Below are 18,433 nucleotides of genomic sequence, written 5' to 3'. Positions count from 1 at the left end.
GAGCGTCTTCGCGGGGGGATCGCTATAATCGGCGGCTTTTGTTCATGAGTGCGGGGTGAGGGATGCGCGATCGACTGTTGGCTGCGGAGAAAGTAAAGGCCATCGATTGGCGAGATGGCGCGCTCCACCTGCTGGATCAGCGTATTTTGCCGTTCGAGGAAACCTGGATCGCCTACACCAGCGCCGCCGGCGTGGCCGAGGCGATTCGCTCGATGGTGGTGCGTGGTGCGCCGGCCATCGGTATCAGCGCGGCTTATGGCATCGTGCTCGCGGCCCGCGCACGGATTGCCGAAGGTGGCGACTGGTATGCGGCGCTGGAAGAGGATTTCGCCCTGTTGGCCGATTCCCGTCCGACCGCAGTCAATCTGTTCTGGGCGCTGGGTCGCATGCACGATCGGCTGGATCGTCTGAAAGAAAATGCCGATCCTCTTGCGGCTCTGGAAGCCGAAGCTATCGCCATACATGAAAGTGACCGCGAAGCAAACCTGACGATGGCGCAATTGGGTGTCGATCTGATCCGCAAGCATCAGGGCAACGCGCAGGCGATTCTCACCCACTGCAACACCGGTGCCCTTGCCACCGGCGGTTTCGGCACGGCGCTGGGGGTCATTCGCGCGGCTTTCCTTGAGGGGATGGTTGAACGCGTATATGCAGACGAAACCCGACCATGGCTGCAAGGCTCGCGCCTGACCGCGTGGGAACTGGCCAACGAGGGCATCCCGGTGACCCTCAATGCTGACTCCGCCGCCGCGCACATCATGAAAACCAAAGGTGTGACCTGGGTGATCGTCGGCGCTGACCGCATTACCGCCAATGGTGATGTGGCCAACAAGATCGGCACCTACCAACTGGCGGTCAACGCCATGCACCACGGCGTGCGTTTCATGGTGGTGGCGCCGAGTTCGACCATCGACATGAATCTGGCCAGTGGTGATGACATTCCGATCGAAGAGCGTGACGGCGCCGAGCTGCTGGAAGTCGGCGGCAAGCGTGTCGGGGCAGGCGTTGAAGCGTTCAACCCAGTGTTTGACGTGACGCCGGCAGACTTGATCGATGCGATTGTTACCGAGAAGGGCATCGTCGAGCGTCCGGACACCGCGAAAATGGCGCAGTTGATGTGCCGCAAGCGCCTGCATTAATTGTCACAGGCGCCTGAAAAGACGGCATCGCCAGCAGGCTGGCTCCCACAGGATTTGTGATCGACCCAAATCAATGTGCAAACCAAGCTGCTGGCAATGAGGCGCTATAAGTCAATAAACAAGCGTAAACCCAGCTCGAAATCTCTATTCAATAACTCTCTAAGCCTCTCTCGTCCCCCTTTCAGGCGATTACCGGTCAACTAACTATGCTCCATGCGCTTGTGGGGGATAGGTGCGTGGCGGCGATTGTGGTAGCATCCGGCGTTTTCCGAGGCAGTCCCACAGGGTTGTCTTCACTGCGCAAATCCAGGGTTCAACTTGTTGATTTGTCGTAAGTCGGCGCATGGCACTCAGTCTGCATCGACGAGCTTCGTGATCCCTATGGATATGACGAGGTTTCACCAGAAAAAGGAATCAGGCTTCTCATGGGCGAACTGGCCAAAGAAATCCTCCCGGTCAATATCGAAGACGAGCTGAAACAGTCCTACCTCGATTACGCGATGAGCGTGATCGTCGGCCGTGCACTGCCGGATGCGCGCGATGGCTTGAAGCCCGTGCACCGCCGGGTGCTGTTCGCGATGAGCGAGCTGGGCAACGACTTCAACAAGCCGTACAAGAAATCTGCCCGTGTTGTCGGTGACGTGATCGGTAAATATCACCCGCACGGTGACACTGCCGTCTACGACACCATCGTACGTATGGCTCAGCCTTTCTCCCTGCGCTACCTGTTGGTCGACGGTCAGGGCAACTTCGGTTCGGTGGACGGCGACAACGCTGCAGCCATGCGATACACCGAAGTGCGCATGACCAAGCTGGCTCACGAGCTGCTGGCTGACTTGCACAAGGAAACCGTGGATTGGGTGCCGAACTACGACGGCACGGAAATGATCCCGGCGGTCATGCCGACCCGTATTCCCAACCTGCTGGTCAACGGTTCCAGCGGTATCGCTGTGGGCATGGCAACCAACATCCCGCCGCACAACCTCGGTGAAGTCATCGACGGTTGCCTGGCGCTCATCGACAATCCCGAGCTGACTGTCGACGAGCTGATGCAATACATCCCCGGTCCGGACTTCCCGACTGCCGCGATCATCAACGGTCGCGCCGGTATCATCGAAGCCTACCGCACCGGTCGTGGGCGCATTTACATGCGTGCGCGTTCGATCGTTGAAGACATCGACAAGGTCGGCGGTCGTCAGCAGATCGTTATCACCGAACTTCCTTACCAGTTGAACAAGGCGCGTCTGATCGAGAAGATCGCCGAGCTGGTAAAAGAGAAGAAGCTTGAAGGCATCACTGAACTGCGCGACGAGTCCGACAAGGACGGTATGCGCGTCGTGATCGAGCTGCGTCGCGGCGAAGTGCCCGAGGTGATCCTCAACAACCTCTACGCCCAGACCCAGCTGCAATCGGTATTCGGTATCAACATCGTTGCGCTGATCGACGGCCGTCCGCGGATTCTGAATCTCAAGGATCTGCTGGAAGCCTTCGTTCGTCACCGTCGCGAAGTCGTTACCCGTCGTACCGTGTTCGAACTGCGCAAGGCGCGCGAGCGTGGTCACATCCTTGAAGGCCAGGCCGTTGCCCTGTCGAACATCGACCCGGTGATCGCCCTGATCAAAGCTTCGCCAACCCCATCGGAAGCCAAGGAAGCGCTGATCAGCACCCCTTGGGAATCCTCGGCGGTAGTGGCGATGGTTGAACGTGCCGGTGCCGATTCGTGCCGCCCGGAAAACCTCGATCCGCAATACGGTCTGCGCGAAGGCAAGTACTTCCTGTCGCCAGAACAGGCGCAAGCCATTCTGGAACTGCGTCTGCACCGTCTGACCGGTCTGGAGCACGAGAAGCTGCTGGCCGAGTATCAAGAGATCCTCAACCAGATCGGCGAGCTGATCCGCATCCTCAACAGTGCCGTGCGCCTGATGGAAGTGATCCGCGAAGAGCTGGAAGTGATCCGCGCCGAATACGGCGATCAGCGTCGCACCGAGATTCTCGATGCACGCCTCGACCTGACTCTGGGCGACATGATCCCGGAAGAAGAGCGCGTCGTGACCATCTCCCACGGTGGCTACGCCAAGACTCAGCCGCTGGCTGCGTATCAGGCTCAGCGTCGTGGCGGTAAAGGCAAGTCGGCGACCGGCGTCAAGGATGAGGACTACATTGCTCACCTGCTGGTTGCCAACAGTCACTCCACGCTGTTGCTGTTCTCCAGCAAAGGCAAGGTGTACTGGCTGAAGACTTACGAAATCCCTGAAGCATCGCGTGCTGCACGTGGTCGTCCGCTGGTCAATCTGCTGCCGCTGGAAGCCGATGAAACCATCACCACCATGCTGCAGATCGATCTCGAGGCCCTGCAAAAACGTGCCGGTGCTGACGATGAGGATGATGCTGACGATGCGATCATCGAAGGCGAAGTAGTCGAAGCTGAAGAAGCTGCCGAGCTTGAAGAGATCGACGGCGAAACAGCCGAACTGGTGGCTGAGCCGACCGGCGAATTCATCTTCATGGCCACGGCTTCCGGTACCGTCAAGAAGACCCCGCTGGCACGCTTCGCCCGTCCGCGCTCCAATGGCTTGATCGCCTTGAAGTTGAAGGAAGGCGACACGTTGATCGCGGCTGCCATCACTGATGGCGCGAAAGAAATCATGCTGTTCTCTGACGCTGGCAAGGTGATTCGTTTCGCTGAAGCCGCAGTGCGTGAAATGGGTCGTGGTGCACGCGGTATTCGCGGCATGCGGATCCTCAAGGATCAGAAACTGATCTCCATGCTGATTCCTGAGTCGGGCGCGCAGATTCTGACCGCTTCCGAGCGTGGTTTCGGCAAGCGCACCGCCCTGAGCAAATTCCCTCGCCGCGGTCGCGGTGGTCAGGGTGTGATTGCCATGGTCACCAAAGAGCGCAACGGCAAACTCGTCGGTGCGATCCAGGTGCAGGAAGGCGAGGAAATCATGCTGATTTCCGACCAGGGCACACTGGTGCGGACTCGTGTTGATGAAGTGTCCAGCCTGGGTCGCAACACCCAGGGTGTGACCCTGATCAAGCTGGCCACTGATGAAACGCTGGTCGGTCTGGAGCGGGTTCAGGAGCCGTCGGAAGTCGAGGGCGAAGAGCTCGAAGGTGAAGAAGGGTTGGTGTCTGGCGCGGAGGTCGTGATTGACGACGTTGCCGAGGACCAGCAACTTGACGCCGCAGCTGACGAAGAACCGCAGGAATAAGCGGACAAGCGAGGGGGCGGATGAGAATTCGCCCCCTTGTTATTTGTCCGGTATGAAAGTTTCTGAAGTGCAGAGTTACCGAATTACAGATTTATTGTGTATCACCAAGTCAGAGCGAGATTGGATGTGAGCAAGCGAGCCTATAACTTCTGCGCCGGCCCTGCGGCGCTTCCCGAAGCTGTCCTGCAGCGCGCCCAAGGTGAACTCCTTGACTGGCACGGCAAGGGTCTGTCGGTTATGGAAATGAGCCATCGCAGCGATGAGTTCGTGTCCATTGCCAATCAGGCCGAGCAGGATCTGCGTGACCTGCTGAATATCCCTTCGAACTATAAAGTGCTGTTTCTGCAGGGCGGCGCCAGCCAGCAGTTTGCGCAGATCCCGCTGAATCTGTTGCCTGAAGGCGGCTCGGCTGACTATATCGACACCGGTATCTGGTCGCAGAAAGCCATCGAAGAAGCTTCGCGTTACGGTCACGTCAACGTTGCCGCTACCGCCAAGCCTTATGACTATTTCGCCATCCCGGGTCAGAACGAGTGGAACCTGTCCAAGGATGCCGCTTACGTTCACTACGCACCGAACGAAACCATCGGCGGTCTGGAATTCCAGTGGATCCCGGAAACCGGCGACGTGCCATTGGTTGCTGACATGTCTTCGGACATCCTCTCGCGTCCAGTCGACATTTCGCGTTTCGGCATGATCTACGCGGGCGCGCAGAAGAACATCGGCCCGAGCGGCATCGTGGTCAACATTATCCGCGAAGACCTGTTGGGCAAGGCGCGTTCGCTGTGCCCGACCATGCTCAACTACAAAGTCGCGGCCGACAACGGCTCGATGTACAACACCCCGCCGACGTTGGCCTGGTACTTGTCCGGTCTGGTGTTCCAGTGGCTGAAAGAACAGGGCGGCGTCGAAGCGATTGCCAAACTGAACGACGTCAAGCAGCGCACGCTGTATGACTTCATCGATGCCAGCGGCCTTTACAGCAACCCTATCAACAAGTCGGATCGCTCGTGGATGAACGTGCCGTTCCGCCTCGCCGATGATCGTCTGGACAAGCCATTCCTGGTCGGTGCCGAGGAGCGCGGTCTGCTCAACCTCAAGGGCCACCGCTCCGTGGGCGGCATGCGTGCCTCCATCTACAACGCCGTCGACATCACCGCCGTCAATGCGCTGGTGGCGTACATGGCTGAATTCGAGAAGGAACACGGCTGATGTCCGAGCAAGAACTCAAGGCACTGCGCGTTCGCATTGACGCTCTGGACACCAAGGTCATGGAGCTGATCAGTGAGCGTGCGCGTTGCGCCCAGGAAGTCGCGCGAGTAAAGATGGCCTCGCTGGCCGAAGGCGAAGTGCCGGTGTTCTATCGTCCCGAGCGTGAAGCTCAGGTGCTCAAGCGGGTGATGGAGCGTAACCAGGGGCCGCTGGGCAACGAAGAGATGGCGCGGTTGTTCCGCGAAATCATGTCTTCGTGCCTGGCGCTGGAGCAGCCGCTGAAAGTGGCTTACCTCGGCCCTGAAGGCACCTTTACCCAAGCGGCGGCCATGAAGCACTTCGGTCACGCGGTGATCAGCAAGCCGATGGCGGCGATCGACGAAGTGTTCCGTGAAGTGGCCGCCGGTGCGGTGAACTTTGGCGTGGTGCCAGTGGAGAACTCCACCGAAGGCGCGGTCAACCACACGCTGGACAGCTTCCTCGAACACGACATGGTGATCTGTGGCGAAGTCGAGCTGCGCATCCACCATCACCTGTTGGTCGGTGAAAACACCAAGACCGACAGCATCAGCCGCATCTATTCCCATGCGCAGTCTTTGGCCCAGTGCCGCAAGTGGCTGGACGCGCATTACCCGAATGTCGAGCGCGTAGCGGTGTCGAGCAATGCCGAAGCGGCCAAGCGGGTTAAAGGCGAGTGGAATTCGGCGGCGATTGCCGGTGACATGGCGGCTGGCCTCTATGGCCTGACCCGTCTGGCCGAGAAGATCGAAGATCGCCCGGACAACTCCACGCGCTTCCTGATGATCGGCAACCAGGAAGTGCCGCCGACCGGCGACGACAAGACGTCGATCATCGTTTCCATGAGCAACAAGCCCGGCGCGCTTCATGAGCTGTTGGTGCCGTTCCATGACAACGGTATCGACCTGACCCGCATCGAAACCCGTCCGTCGCGCAGCGGTAAGTGGACCTACGTGTTCTTCATCGACTTCGTCGGCCACCACCGTGATCCGTTGATCAAAGGTGTGTTGGAAAAGATCAGTCAGGAAGCAGTAGCACTCAAAGTGCTGGGTTCCTACCCGAAAGCAGTTCTGTAAGGGGCGGTAGTAAATGAGTGGCAATTTCCTCGCTCTGGCACAGCCGGGCGTGCAACAACTTTCGCCGTACGTTCCGGGCAAGCCTGTGGACGAACTGGCGCGCGAGCTGGATCTGGATCCGGCGAAAATCGTCAAACTGGCCAGCAACGAAAACCCGCTGGGCGCCAGTCCAAAAGCCTTGGCGGCGATCCGCGAAGAGCTGGCCGAGCTGACCCGTTATCCTGACGGCAACGGCTTTGCGCTTAAGTCTTTGCTGGCTGAACAGTGCCGCGTTGAGCTGAACCAAGTCACCCTTGGCAACGGCTCCAACGACATTCTCGAACTGGTCGCGCGCGCCTATCTGGCGCCGGGCCTGAATGCCGTGTTCAGTGAGCACGCGTTCGCGGTGTATCCGATCGCCACCCAGGCAGTCGGCGCGCAGGCCAAAGTGGTGCCGGCCAAGGATTGGGGGCACGACCTGCCTGCCATGCTCGCCGCTATCGACGCCAACACCCGCGTGGTGTTCATCGCCAACCCGAACAACCCGACCGGTACCTGGTTCGGCGCCGAAGCGCTGGACGAGTTCCTGCAGGATGTTCCAGAGCATGTGTTGGTGGTGCTGGACGAGGCGTACATCGAGTATGCCGAAGGCAGCGACTTGCCGGATGGTCTGGATTTCCTTGCGGCGTATCCGAACCTGCTGGTCTCGCGCACCTTCTCCAAAGCCTATGGTCTGGCGGCGTTGCGCGTCGGCTATGGCCTGTCCACTCCGGTAGTGGCGGATGTGCTGAACCGTGTTCGCCAGCCGTTCAACGTCAACAGCCTGGCTTTGGCTGCGGCGTGTGCGGCGTTGAAAGACGAAGAATATCTGGCGCAAAGCCGTCAGCTCAACGAGTCAGGCATGCAGCAACTGCAAGCCGGTTTCCGGGAGCTGGATTTGGGCTGGATCGAGTCCAAGGGCAACTTCATTTGCGTCGATCTCGGTCAGGTGGCGGCTCCAGTGTTCCAGGGCTTGCTGCGCGAAGGCGTGATCGTGCGTCCCGTGGCCAATTACGGCATGCCGAACCACCTGCGGGTGACGATCGGTCTGCCGGCGGAAAACAGCCGCTTCCTCGACGCACTGCGTAAGGTTCTGGCTCGTGGGTGATGTCACTGCACTGCAATCTGCTGCACCTATGATCGGTCGCCTGGTGGTGGTCGGTCTGGGATTGATCGGTGGTTCGTTTGCCAAAGGCTTGCGTGAAAGCGGCGTGTGCCGCGAAGTGGTCGGCGTCGATCTCGACCCGCAATCGCGCAAGCTGGCGGTCGAGTTGGGCGTGGTGGATCGCTGTGAGGATGACCTGGCAGCTGCATGCCAAGGCGCGGACGTGATTCAGTTGGCGGTGCCGATTCTGGCCATGGAGAAAGTGCTCGCGCGTTTGGCGAGCATGGATCTGGGGCAGGCGATTCTGACCGATGTTGGCAGCGCCAAAGGCAATGTGGTGCGCGCGGCGACCGAGGCTTTTGGCGGTATGCCGGCGCGCTTCGTGCCCGGGCATCCGATTGCTGGATCCGAGCAGAGTGGGGTAGAAGCCTCAAATGCCGAGCTGTTCCGTCGACACAAAGTGATCCTGACGCCGCTTGAGCAAACCGATCCGGCGGCACTCGCTGTGGTCGATCGTCTGTGGCGTGAACTGGGTGCTGATGTGGAGCATATGCAGGTCGAACGTCACGACGAAGTGCTGGCTGCGACCAGCCATCTGCCGCACCTGCTGGCCTTCGGTCTGGTCGACTCGTTGGCCAAACGCAATGAAAACCTTGAGATCTTCCGTTACGCTGCCGGTGGTTTCCGCGATTTCACAAGAATCGCCGGAAGCGACCCGGTGATGTGGCACGACATCTTCCTCGCCAACCGCGAGGCTGTCTTGCGTACACTCGATACATTTCGCAGCGACCTCGACGCCTTGCGCGACGCGGTCGATGCAGGGGATGGGCACCAATTGTTGGGCGTTTTTACTCGCGCCCGGGTTGCCCGCGAGCATTTCAGTAAAATCCTGGCCCGCAGGGCCTATGTGGACGCTATGAATTCCAACGATCTGATCTTCCTGGCTCAACCTGGTGGCCGCCTGTCCGGTCGGATTCGCGTACCGGGTGACAAATCGATTTCCCACCGTTCGATCATGCTCGGCTCGCTGGCCGAAGGCGTCACCGAAGTCGAAGGCTTCCTCGAGGGCGAAGACGCCCTGGCGACCTTGCAGGCGTTCCGCGACATGGGCGTGGTCATCGAAGGCCCGCACCACGGTCGCGTGACCATTCACGGTGTTGGCCTGCACGGCCTGAAACCTGCGCCGGGCCCGATCTATCTGGGCAACTCCGGTACGTCGATGCGTCTGCTGTCCGGCCTGCTGGCCGCGCAGAACTTCGACAGCACCCTGACCGGCGATGCTTCGCTGTCCAAGCGTCCGATGAATCGCGTGGCCAATCCGCTGCGTGAAATGGGCGTCGTGATCGAAACCGCCGCTGAAGGTCGTCCGCCGATGACTATCCGTGGTGGCCACAAGCTCAAAGGCCTGACCTACACCATGCCGATGGCCAGTGCTCAGGTGAAATCCTGCCTGCTGCTGGCCGGTCTGTATGCTGAAGGCAAGACCACCGTTACCGAACCTGCGCCAACCCGTGACCATACTGAGCGCATGCTGCGTGGCTTCGGCTATCCGGTAAACGTTGATGGCGCGACTGCATCGGTCGAATCCGGTGGCAAGTTGACGGCGACCCATATCGAAGTGCCGGGCGACATCTCGTCGTCGGCGTTCTTCCTGGTCGCGGCTTCGATCGCTGAAGGCTCGGAGCTGGTGCTGGAACACGTTGGCATCAACCCGACTCGTACTGGTGTGATCGATATCCTGCGCCTGATGGGTGCCGATATCACTCTGGAGAACCAGCGTGAAGTCGGCGGCGAGCCTGTGGCTGACCTGCGCGTGCGGGCAGCTAAACTCAAAGGTATCGAGATTCCGGAAGAGCTGGTTCCGTTGGCCATCGATGAATTCCCGGTGCTGTTCGTGGCCGCCGCCTGTGCCGAAGGGCGCACCGTGCTGACCGGCGCCGAAGAGCTGCGGGTCAAGGAATCGGATCGTATCCAGGTCATGGCGGACGGTTTGCTGGCGCTGGGCGTCAAATGCGAACCGACGCCGGACGGCATCATCATCGACGGCGGCCAGATTGGCGGCGGCGAAGTGCATGGTCACGGCGATCACCGTATCGCCATGGCATTCAGCGTGGCATCGCTGCGCGCCACTGCACCGATCCGCATCCATGATTGCGCCAACGTCGCGACGTCGTTCCCGAACTTCCTCGCGCTGTGCGGGCAGGTCGGTATTCGTGTGGCACAAGAGGCTCAGTCGTGAAGAACATTGCACCGGTCATCACCATTGATGGGCCAAGCGGCTCGGGCAAAGGCACGGTAGCCGGGATTCTGGCCAAGCGTCTTGGCTGGAATCTGCTGGATTCCGGTGCGCTTTATCGGTTGCTGGCGTTCGCTGCACACAATCATGGTGTCGACCTGACCAATGAAGAGTTGCTGAAGACACTTGCCGCTCATCTGGATGTGCAATTCATTGCGGCGACCGACGGTCAGTTGCAGCGCATCATTCTGGAAGGTGACGAAGTCAGCGATGTCATTCGTACTGAAAGCGTCGGTTCCGGCGCTTCTCAAGTGGCTGCATTGCCGGCCGTGCGCGAGGCGCTGCTGCAGCGCCAGCGTGCTTTCCAGGAAGCGCCGGGTCTTGTGGCCGATGGTCGCGACATGGGTACGGTGGTTTTCCCGAGTGCGCCTCTGAAGATTTTCCTGACCGCCAGTGCCGAGGAGCGGGCGCGCCGTCGATATTTGCAGTTGAAGGGCAAAGTCGAGGGTGTTAGTCTGTCGAGTCTGCTAGATGAGATCCGTGCACGCGATGAGCGTGACACCCAGCGAGCGGTAGCCCCGCTTAAGCCGGCGGCTGACGCCATACAGCTGGATTCCACGGAGTTGTCCATCGATCAGGTGCTTGAACGCATCATGAGCGAGATCGCCATTCGCGATATCGCCGGGTGACCAAGAAGGTTGCAGGGGACCAGTCATAGTCCTGTGGCGCTTCTTCTATATGAAACTAACCCACACCGTCTGGGGTGTGGAGATGGGCGTATCCTTCGCCCTCATTTACAGGAATTAAAATGAGCGAAAGCTTTGCGGAACTCTTTGAAGAAAGCCTAAAAACCCTGAACCTTCAGGCAGGCTCCATCATCACCGGTGTTATCGTTGATATCGATTACCAAGCTCGCTGGGTAACCGTTCACGCTGGCCTGAAGTCTGAAGCACTCATCCCGCTTGAGCAGTTCTACAACGACGCTGGCGATCTGACTATCAATGTCGGTGACGAAGTTCACGTTGCTCTGGACTCGGTTGAAGATGGTTTCGGTGAAACCAAGCTGTCCCGTGAAAAAGCCAAGCGCGCTGAGTGCTGGATCGTTCTGGAAGCTGCCTTCGCAGCCGAGGAAGTGGTCAAGGGCGTTATCAACGGTAAGGTTAAAGGCGGCTTCACTGTCGACGTTAACGGCATCCGTGCGTTCCTGCCAGGTTCCCTGGTTGACGTCCGTCCAGTGCGCGACACCACGCACCTGGAAGGCAAAGAGCTGGAATTCAAGGTCATCAAGCTGGACCAGAAGCGCAACAACGTTGTCGTTTCCCGTCGCAGCGTCCTGGAAGCCGAGAACTCCGCCGAGCGTGAAGCTCTGCTGGAATCCCTGCAGGAAGGCCAGCAAGTCAAAGGTATCGTCAAAAACCTCACCGATTACGGCGCATTCGTCGATCTGGGTGGCGTGGACGGCCTGCTGCACATCACCGACATGGCCTGGAAGCGCATCAAGCATCCTTCCGAGATCGTCAACGTTGGTGACGAAATCGACGTTAAGGTTCTGAAATACGATCGCGAACGCAACCGTGTTTCCCTGGGCCTGAAGCAACTGGGTGAAGATCCATGGGTTGCTATCAAAGCTCGTTACCCAGAAAGCACCCGCGTTACCGCTCGTGTAACCAACCTGACCGACTACGGCTGCTTCGCTGAGCTGGAAGAAGGCGTTGAAGGTCTGGTACACGTTTCCGAAATGGACTGGACCAACAAGAACATCCACCCTTCGAAAGTCGTACAAGTCGGCGACGAAGTGGAAGTTATGGTTCTGGACATCGACGAAGAACGTCGTCGTATCTCCCTGGGCATCAAGCAGTGCAAATCTAACCCATGGGAAGATTTCTCTGGCCAGTTCAACAAGGGCGATAAAATCTCCGGCACCATCAAGTCGATCACCGATTTCGGTATCTTCATTGGTCTGGACGGCGGCATCGACGGTCTGGTTCACCTGTCCGACATCTCCTGGAACGAAGTTGGCGAAGAAGCTGTTCGTCGTTTCAAGAAGGGCGACGAGCTGGACACCGTTATCCTGTCGGTTGACCCAGAGCGCGAGCGTATCTCCCTGGGTATCAAGCAACTGGAAAGCGATCCGTTCTCCGAGTACGTCTCGGTTAACGACAAAGGCGCAATCGTTACTGGCACCGTGAAAGAAGTTGACGCCAAAGGCGCCATCATCGTTCTGGCCGACGATATCGAAGCAACTCTGAAAGCCTCCGAAATCAGCCGTGACCGCGTTGAAGACGCGCGCAACGTTCTGAAAGAAGGCCAGGAAGTAGAAGCCAAGATCATCAGCGTTGATCGCAAGAGTCGCGTGATCCAACTCTCCATCAAGTCGAAAGATGATGCTGAAGAGAAAGAAGCTATCCAGAGCCTGAAAGAGACTCCGGAAGCTGCTACCGGCGACACCACCATGGCGGCACTGCTGCGCCAGGCAATGGCCAAACAGAACTAAGTTCTGCTTGATCATTAAAAAGGGCGACTTCGGTCGCCCTTTTTTGTGCCTGCGATTTGGTGGGTTGCGTGTGCTGTGAGGGTTGTGGTGAAACCAATCTCACTCCGGAGTTGTCTGTTTCTTTAATCGGATCAATCGCCTATTCGCGACTAAGCTTGGTCTTAAGCGTGTAGTAGTCGGGCGTTGCCTGGCATAAGGAAGTGGATGAACAAGTTTATTGTCCTCATGGCTGTATTGGTTTTGGCAGGCTGCACCACCAGCGCCAAGACCCGTGCGGTGCGCGGTGTCAGCGGTATCGAAGTCGACTGCTCTGGGTTGGGCTCCAGTTGGGAGAAGTGCCAGAAGCGAGCGGCGAAGGAGTGCAAAGGGGCTGGCTATAAAGTCATTACCCGATCTGATGATGCCAAGGATGAAGATGAGTTTCCTTTTGGCTTCAATCCAGCTGGCTACGTGACGCGAACCATGCTGGTCATCTGTCGTTGAGCTTGTTTGTTGATTTTATGCCCTGAAAATGGGCGTTTTGACGCTGAGGAAGATATGTCAATCCCTGGGCTGTTCAAAATCTTCCGGGCGTGCTAAAACCTTTCAAGCGCTGATCTAGCTGCTTGAAAAAGAAGGGAAAAATATGACGAAGTCGGAGTTGATCGAACGAATTGTCACCCATCAAGGGCTGCTCTCATCCAAGGATGTAGAGCTGGCCATCAAGACCATGCTTGAACAAATGTCCCAATGTCTGGCCACCGGCGATCGCATCGAGATCCGTGGATTCGGCAGCTTCTCCCTGCACTATCGTGCGCCACGTGTTGGTCGCAATCCTAAAACCGGTCAATCTGTCAGCCTTGACGGTAAATTCGTTCCGCATTTCAAGCCGGGTAAGGAATTGCGTGATCGGGTGAATGAGGAAGAGGAGGAGGGGGTTTGATTTCCATTGCCTCTCGAGGGAGCGTGCATGCGTAAATTCAAACACATCGTTCTCTGTGGTTTCATTCTGTTACTTATATTGCTGGTTCTGGCTTTCATGCTGGAAAATCAGCAGTCGGTAGCGCTTGTGTTCATCGGTTGGTCGAGCCCTCAATTACCCGTTTCGTTGATACTGATGCTGGCGCTGCTGATCGGCATGCTCGCAGGGCCAGTGATCAGTTGGCTTCTCGGTCGTTCGTCGAGAGCTTCCCGCAAGCGCATTGCCTGACTGTATCGGAAGCAACTGCGAGAGCGAATTTGCGCCACGGCTTGTCTATATCCATTCGTAAATCGTTCATTAAGCTGTAAAATGCCGCCCTGATTTGATGGTGGCATGTTCGCACTTCGTTCAGGACTGACTTTGACAGAAGCCATTTGAACTAAGGGCTTTTGCTTTCATGGATTAGACAGCGCTGGGTTGGCGGCCCTGTCAGCTACTCGAGGGTATGGTTTCGCGTGAAAATTCTAGTAACCGGCGGGGCGGGTTTCATTGGCTCGGCAGTCATTCGTCACATCATCTCCAGTACCACCGACGCAGTGATCAATGTCGATAAGCTTACTTATGCCGGTAATCTTGAGTCGTTGGCAACAGTCAGCAATGATTCGCGATATGCGTTCGAGCGCGTCGACATCTGCGATCGCGATGAGGTCGACCGTGTTTTGCGCGAGCATCAGCCGGATGCAATCATGCACCTTGCTGCAGAATCTCACGTAGACCGCTCGATTTCTGGTCCGTCCGAATTTATCCAGACCAACATTATTGGCACTTATACCTTGCTAGAAGCGGCCCGTCGTTATTGGTCGGATATGGATGATATTCGCAAGGACGGTTTTCGCTTTCACCATATCTCGACAGACGAGGTTTATGGCGATCTTGAGGGGCCGGAAGATCTCTTTACCGAAAACACTCCCTATCAGCCAAGTTCACCGTATTCGGCCAGCAAGGCCAGTTCCGATCACCTGGTTCGCGCGTGGGCCCGTACCTATGGTCTGCCGACACTGGTGACCAATTGCTCGAACAATTACGGCCCCTGTCATTTCCCCGAGAAGCTGATTCCGCTGATTATCCTGAATGCTTTGGAGGGCAAGTCATTGCCGGTGTATGGCAAAGGCAATCAGGTTCGGGACTGGCTTTACGTCGAGGATCATGCGCGTGCGCTTTACAAGGTTGTGACTGAAGGCGTAATCGGTGAGACCTATAACATCGGCGGCCATAACGAAAAGCAGAACATTGAAGTGGTGCATGCACTCTGCACCTTGCTCGATGAGTTGCGTCCAGAGTCCGCTCATCGCCCTCATGCGGACTTGATTACTTACGTCCAAGATCGTCCGGGTCACGATCAGCGCTATGCAATTGATGCCAGCAAGATTCAGCGTGAGCTGAACTGGACGCCGCAAGAAACCTTCGAAACCGGTATTCGTAAGACGGTCGAGTGGTATCTGAATAATACTGATTGGGTCGCGCACGTGAAGAGCGGTAGCTACCAGCAGTGGATAGACCAGAATTATTCGGACCGTTCGGACAAGTCATGAAAATCCTCTTGCTGGGAAAAAACGGTCAGGTTGGGTGGGAGCTGCAGCGCTCTCTGGCTCCGCTTGGCGAGTTGATTTCCCTGGACCGCCACGGTACAGAATTTCTTTGCGGCGACCTTACCGATCTTGCTGGATTGCGCTCCACCATTCAGCGCACGCGTCCCGACATCATCGTCAACGCGGCGGCCTACACGGCTGTCGACAAAGCGGAGGTCGAGAGCGACCTGGCGGATCTCGTGAATTTCAGCGCCTGCCAGCTCATGGCGCAAGAAGCTCTGGCTACGGGCGCATGGTTGATTCATATCTCCACGGACTACGTTTTCAACGGTCAGGGCTCAACGCCCTGGCTGGAAACGGACCCTGTTGCTCCGTTGAATCGGTACGGCGCGAGCAAGGCAGCAGGTGAGCAGGCAATTATCGGTTCCGGCTGTAAATACCTGATCTTTCGTACAAGTTGGTGTTATGGCGCTCGCGACGATAACTTTGCCAAGATCATGCTCAAACTGGCTCGCGAGCGTGAAACCCTAGAGATCGTCGCGGATCAGATCGGTGCACCCACGGGCGCGGATTTAATCGCCGACGTGACGGCATTGGCTATCTTGCAGGTTTTGCAGCGACCCGAACTGGCTGGTGTGTATCACTTGGTCGCCAGCGGTGAAGTGTCGCGGCAAGGCTATGCGTCTTTTGTGATTGATGTCGCCCGCGGCCTTGGCGAGACTCTCATGGTCAAGGCCATCAATCCTATAAGCACCGAGGCCTTTCCAACACCCGCACGCCGGCCGTTGAACTCTCGTTTGAATACGCAGAAGCTGCGCGACAACTTTTCTCTGCACTTGCCGGATTGGCAAAGTGGTGTAACCCGAATGCTTAGGGAAACCCTGAACAAATGATCAAGACAAACCGTAAAGGCATCATTCTGGCCGGTGGCTCAGGTACGCGGTTGCATCCGGTCACTTTGGGTGTGTCCAAACAACTGCTTCCGATTTACGACAAACCGATGATTTTCTATCCGTTGTCGGTGCTGATGCTGGCAGGCATGCGCGAAATCCTGATCATTTCCACCCCCGAGGACTTGCCCAATTTCCGCAAACTGTTGGGTGATGGCAGCCTCTACGGTGTCCAGCTGAGTTACGCCGAGCAGCCTAGTCCTGACGGTCTGGCCCAGGCATTCATCATTGGCGAGGAGTTCATTGGCAAAGATCCATGCTGCCTGATCCTTGGCGATAACATCTTTTACGGCCAGAACTTCACGCACAATCTTCTTTCGGCCAGTGCCCAGGCTGCGGGTGCCACCGTATTCGGTTATCACGTCAGCGACCCGGAGCGCTTCGGGGTCGTGGAATTCGACGCAGCAGGCAGGGCTCTGAGCATCGAAGAAAAGCCGCAGAAACCGAAATCCAACTACGCTGTTACCGGTCTGTATTTCTACGACAACGACGTGATTGAAATCGCTAAAAGCATCAAGCCTTCCGAGCGCGGCGAGCTGGAAATCACCGATATCAACCGAGCTTATCTGGAACAGAAGACGCTTAACGTCGAGATGCTGGGCCGCGGTTTCGCCTGGCTGGACACTGGCACGCACGACTCCCTGCTGGAAGCGAGTCACTTCGTCCATACAATCGAACACCGGCAGGGCCTGAAAGTCGCTTGTCTCGAGGAAATTGCCTACAACAATGGGTGGATAGCCGCTGAGCAGGTGGCAACTCAGGCCGAGCGTCTGAAAAAGACCGGCTACGGGCAATACCTGCAGAAGTTACTGGATAATCCTTCGGCTTGATGGCGGTTGGCGTCCGACTGGTAGTTTGCCGAGTTATCTATTCAAGCCCGCTGTAGAATGGCTGACAGGTTTTGATGGTAGAGCAATGCTTTTGCACTGAGTTCGGTGCAGGAACGACTGAAAATATAACTGAACCCGCTTTTCTGATGACATCAACAGGAAAGGGGATTAAGGATTTCGAGCATGGAACTGATTCCCGTAATTTTGTCTGGCGGAGTGGGTAGCCGGTTGTGGCCTGTTTCCCGTGAAGCCCACCCCAAGCCGTTCATGGATTTGCCAGACGGCCAGAATCTTATCCAGAAGACGTTCTTGCGTGCTTCGCGTCTGGAGGGCGTTGTCGAAGTCCTCACGGTGACCAACCGTGAACTGTTGTTCAAGACTGAAGACGAGTACGGCGTGGTTAACACCGCCAAGCACGCTCAAGGGTTCATCCTTGAACCTTTCGGACGTAATACCGCGGCAGCAGTCGCTGCGGCGGCCCTTCAGCTCGAAGCTACCCATGGCGCTGATGCGCAAATGCTGGTGCTGGCCGCCGATCACCTGATCAAGGATGAAAAAGCGTTTGCCGCCGCAGTGGCCCAGGCAGGCGCGCTTGCCGCTGAGGGCTGGCTGGTCACGTTCGGTATTCAGCCGACCTATCCGGAAACCGGCTTCGGTTACATCGAAGCGCAAAAAGACACCCCGCTAGAGGGTGGCCTGAAAGTTGCGCGGTTTGTCGAGAAACCGAACCTGGAAACTGCTCAGGGGTATGTCAAGGCCGGTAACTATTTCTGGAACTCAGGCATGTTCTGCTTCCGCGTGGGTACGGTTCTGGAAGAGCTTCGCCAGCATGCTCCCGACGTCGTCGAAGCCGTTGCCAGGACAATCGAGGCTTCGCGCCTGACTTCTTCCGACAAGTATCGGTGTCTGGCACTGGACAGCGACGCCTTCGCCAAGGTACCGGATATCTCCATTGACTATGCGTTGATGGAGCGTTCCAGCAAGGTTGCGACCATCCCTTGTGACATTGGCTGGAGCGATATCGGCTCCTGGAATGCCGTGAGTGAACTGACCGAGCCTGACGAAAACGGCAACCGTTTCGAAGGCGAAGTCCTCTCCCATGGTTCGCGTAACAATTATGTGAACAGCGAATCTCGCCTGACGGCCCTGGTGGGTGTCGAAGACTTGTTGGTAATCGACACGCCTGATGCAGTGATGATCGCCCACAAGGATCATGCTCAGGACGTGAAACATATCGTCAACCAGCTAAAGGCCTGCAGTCATACGGTGCACTTGCTGCACCGTACGGTCCATCGACCATGGGGCACCTACACCACTCTGGAGGAGGGCGAGCGTTTCAAGATCAAGCGTATCGTGGTCAAACCGAAGGCGTCCCTGTCCTTGCAGATGCATCACCATCGCAGTGAACACTGGATTGTCGTCAAGGGCATGGCTGTGGTGGTCAACGACCAGCAGGAGCTGATGTTGAACACCAACGAGTCCACGTTCATTCGTGCAGGCCATCAACATCGTCTCAGTAATCCGGGGGTGATTGACCTGGTGATGATTGAAGTGCAGAGCGGCGAATATCTGGGTGAAGACGATATCGTGCGCTTCGAAGATATCTACGGCCGCGTCGACCAGTAATTGCCTGTCGGCTGTCATAAGCCT

Annotated in this window: 15 protein-coding genes; all 15 read left to right on the top strand. The window is 57.3% G+C overall.

The window, feature by feature from the left end; translation table 11 throughout:
• The first annotated feature begins 62 nt into the window (after positions 1 to 62).
• The 15 genes from mtnA (at position 63) to ACA069_RS20275 (ending at position 18,409) form a co-directional block, all read left to right on the top strand.
• Complete coding sequence (mtnA, locus tag ACA069_RS20345) at positions 63 to 1,139, top strand: S-methyl-5-thioribose-1-phosphate isomerase (protein WP_489879039.1); 1,077 nt, start codon at positions 63 to 65, stop codon at positions 1,137 to 1,139.
• 425 nt (positions 1,140 to 1,564) lie between these two features.
• Positions 1,565 to 4,354 carry a DNA gyrase subunit A gene (gene gyrA / locus ACA069_RS20340; protein ID WP_489879040.1) on the top strand — a complete coding sequence of 930 codons (2,790 nt, stop codon included), beginning with the start codon at positions 1,565 to 1,567 and terminating at the stop codon, positions 4,352 to 4,354.
• 126 nt (positions 4,355 to 4,480) lie between these two features.
• Entirely contained in the window at positions 4,481 to 5,566 is a 1,086-nt protein-coding gene (gene serC, locus ACA069_RS20335) for a 3-phosphoserine/phosphohydroxythreonine transaminase (RefSeq protein WP_187677723.1), read from the top strand.
• Positions 5,566 to 6,660: a prephenate dehydratase gene (pheA, locus tag ACA069_RS20330; RefSeq protein ID WP_007908404.1), complete on the top strand. Its 1,095-nt coding sequence runs from the start codon at positions 5,566 to 5,568 to the stop codon at positions 6,658 to 6,660. Before serC ends, pheA begins: the two co-directional genes overlap by 1 nt.
• A gap of 13 nt (positions 6,661 to 6,673) precedes the next feature.
• Entirely contained in the window at positions 6,674 to 7,786 is a 1,113-nt protein-coding gene (gene hisC, locus ACA069_RS20325; protein WP_187677722.1) for a histidinol-phosphate transaminase, read from the top strand.
• 28 nt (positions 7,787 to 7,814) lie between these two features.
• Positions 7,815 to 10,022: a bifunctional prephenate dehydrogenase/3-phosphoshikimate 1-carboxyvinyltransferase gene (locus tag ACA069_RS20320; RefSeq protein ID WP_497618279.1), complete on the top strand. Its 2,208-nt coding sequence runs from the start codon at positions 7,815 to 7,817 to the stop codon at positions 10,020 to 10,022.
• Positions 10,019 to 10,708 carry a (d)CMP kinase gene (cmk, locus tag ACA069_RS20315; protein ID WP_187677720.1) on the top strand — a complete coding sequence of 230 codons (690 nt, stop codon included), beginning with the start codon at positions 10,019 to 10,021 and terminating at the stop codon, positions 10,706 to 10,708. Before ACA069_RS20320 ends, cmk begins: the two co-directional genes overlap by 4 nt.
• A gap of 119 nt (positions 10,709 to 10,827) precedes the next feature.
• Positions 10,828 to 12,513 carry a 30S ribosomal protein S1 gene (gene rpsA / locus ACA069_RS20310; protein WP_100847732.1) on the top strand — a complete coding sequence of 562 codons (1,686 nt, stop codon included), beginning with the start codon at positions 10,828 to 10,830 and terminating at the stop codon, positions 12,511 to 12,513.
• Positions 12,514 to 12,717: 204 nt separating this feature from the next.
• Positions 12,718 to 12,996: a hypothetical protein gene (locus ACA069_RS20305; RefSeq protein WP_497615100.1), complete on the top strand. Its 279-nt coding sequence runs from the start codon at positions 12,718 to 12,720 to the stop codon at positions 12,994 to 12,996.
• Between the two features lie 142 nt (positions 12,997 to 13,138).
• Positions 13,139 to 13,435 carry an integration host factor subunit beta gene (gene ihfB, locus ACA069_RS20300; RefSeq protein ID WP_003189779.1) on the top strand — a complete coding sequence of 99 codons (297 nt, stop codon included), beginning with the start codon at positions 13,139 to 13,141 and terminating at the stop codon, positions 13,433 to 13,435.
• A gap of 27 nt (positions 13,436 to 13,462) precedes the next feature.
• The gene (locus tag ACA069_RS20295) at positions 13,463 to 13,702 is read left to right on the top strand and encodes a LapA family protein (RefSeq protein ID WP_489879042.1); all 240 of its coding nucleotides are present in this window, start codon (positions 13,463 to 13,465) and stop codon (positions 13,700 to 13,702) included.
• Between the two features lie 227 nt (positions 13,703 to 13,929).
• Complete coding sequence (rfbB, locus tag ACA069_RS20290; protein WP_489879043.1) at positions 13,930 to 15,006, top strand: dTDP-glucose 4,6-dehydratase; 1,077 nt, start codon at positions 13,930 to 13,932, stop codon at positions 15,004 to 15,006.
• Positions 15,003 to 15,896, top strand: coding sequence for a dTDP-4-dehydrorhamnose reductase (gene rfbD, locus ACA069_RS20285; RefSeq protein ID WP_497615099.1), 894 nt, complete (start codon positions 15,003 to 15,005; stop codon positions 15,894 to 15,896). Before rfbB ends, rfbD begins: the two co-directional genes overlap by 4 nt.
• On the top strand, positions 15,893 to 16,783 hold the full coding sequence (rfbA, locus tag ACA069_RS20280; RefSeq protein ID WP_489879045.1) for a glucose-1-phosphate thymidylyltransferase RfbA: 891 nt from the start codon (positions 15,893 to 15,895) through the stop codon (positions 16,781 to 16,783). Before rfbD ends, rfbA begins: the two co-directional genes overlap by 4 nt.
• Positions 16,784 to 16,966: 183 nt before the next feature.
• Positions 16,967 to 18,409 carry a mannose-1-phosphate guanylyltransferase/mannose-6-phosphate isomerase gene (locus ACA069_RS20275; protein WP_489879046.1) on the top strand — a complete coding sequence of 481 codons (1,443 nt, stop codon included), beginning with the start codon at positions 16,967 to 16,969 and terminating at the stop codon, positions 18,407 to 18,409.
• Positions 18,410 to 18,433 lie beyond the last annotated feature (24 nt).

This window comes from Pseudomonas sp. LBUM1652, from assembly GCF_059716105.1.
Note: the sequence above shows the minus strand (reverse complement) of the source record. Positions and strands in the feature narration are given on the sequence as shown.

Coding starts and splice junctions, on each gene's coding strand:
- ACA069_RS20275 (WP_489879046.1), top strand. CDS start 16,967: ATGGAACTGATTCCCGTAATTTTGTCTGGCGGAGTGGGTAGCCGGTTG.
- ACA069_RS20305 (WP_497615100.1), top strand. CDS start 12,718: ATGAACAAGTTTATTGTCCTCATGGCTGTATTGGTTTTGGCAGGCTGC.
- ACA069_RS20320 (WP_497618279.1), top strand. CDS start 7,815: ATGATCGGTCGCCTGGTGGTGGTCGGTCTGGGATTGATCGGTGGTTCG.
- mtnA (WP_489879039.1), top strand. CDS start 63: ATGCGCGATCGACTGTTGGCTGCGGAGAAAGTAAAGGCCATCGATTGG.
- hisC (WP_187677722.1), top strand. CDS start 6,674: ATGAGTGGCAATTTCCTCGCTCTGGCACAGCCGGGCGTGCAACAACTT.
- ACA069_RS20295 (WP_489879042.1), top strand. CDS start 13,463: ATGCGTAAATTCAAACACATCGTTCTCTGTGGTTTCATTCTGTTACTT.
- rfbA (WP_489879045.1), top strand. CDS start 15,893: ATGATCAAGACAAACCGTAAAGGCATCATTCTGGCCGGTGGCTCAGGT.
- ihfB (WP_003189779.1), top strand. CDS start 13,139: ATGACGAAGTCGGAGTTGATCGAACGAATTGTCACCCATCAAGGGCTG.
- gyrA (WP_489879040.1), top strand. CDS start 1,565: ATGGGCGAACTGGCCAAAGAAATCCTCCCGGTCAATATCGAAGACGAG.
- rfbD (WP_497615099.1), top strand. CDS start 15,003: ATGAAAATCCTCTTGCTGGGAAAAAACGGTCAGGTTGGGTGGGAGCTG.
- pheA (WP_007908404.1), top strand. CDS start 5,566: ATGTCCGAGCAAGAACTCAAGGCACTGCGCGTTCGCATTGACGCTCTG.
- rpsA (WP_100847732.1), top strand. CDS start 10,828: ATGAGCGAAAGCTTTGCGGAACTCTTTGAAGAAAGCCTAAAAACCCTG.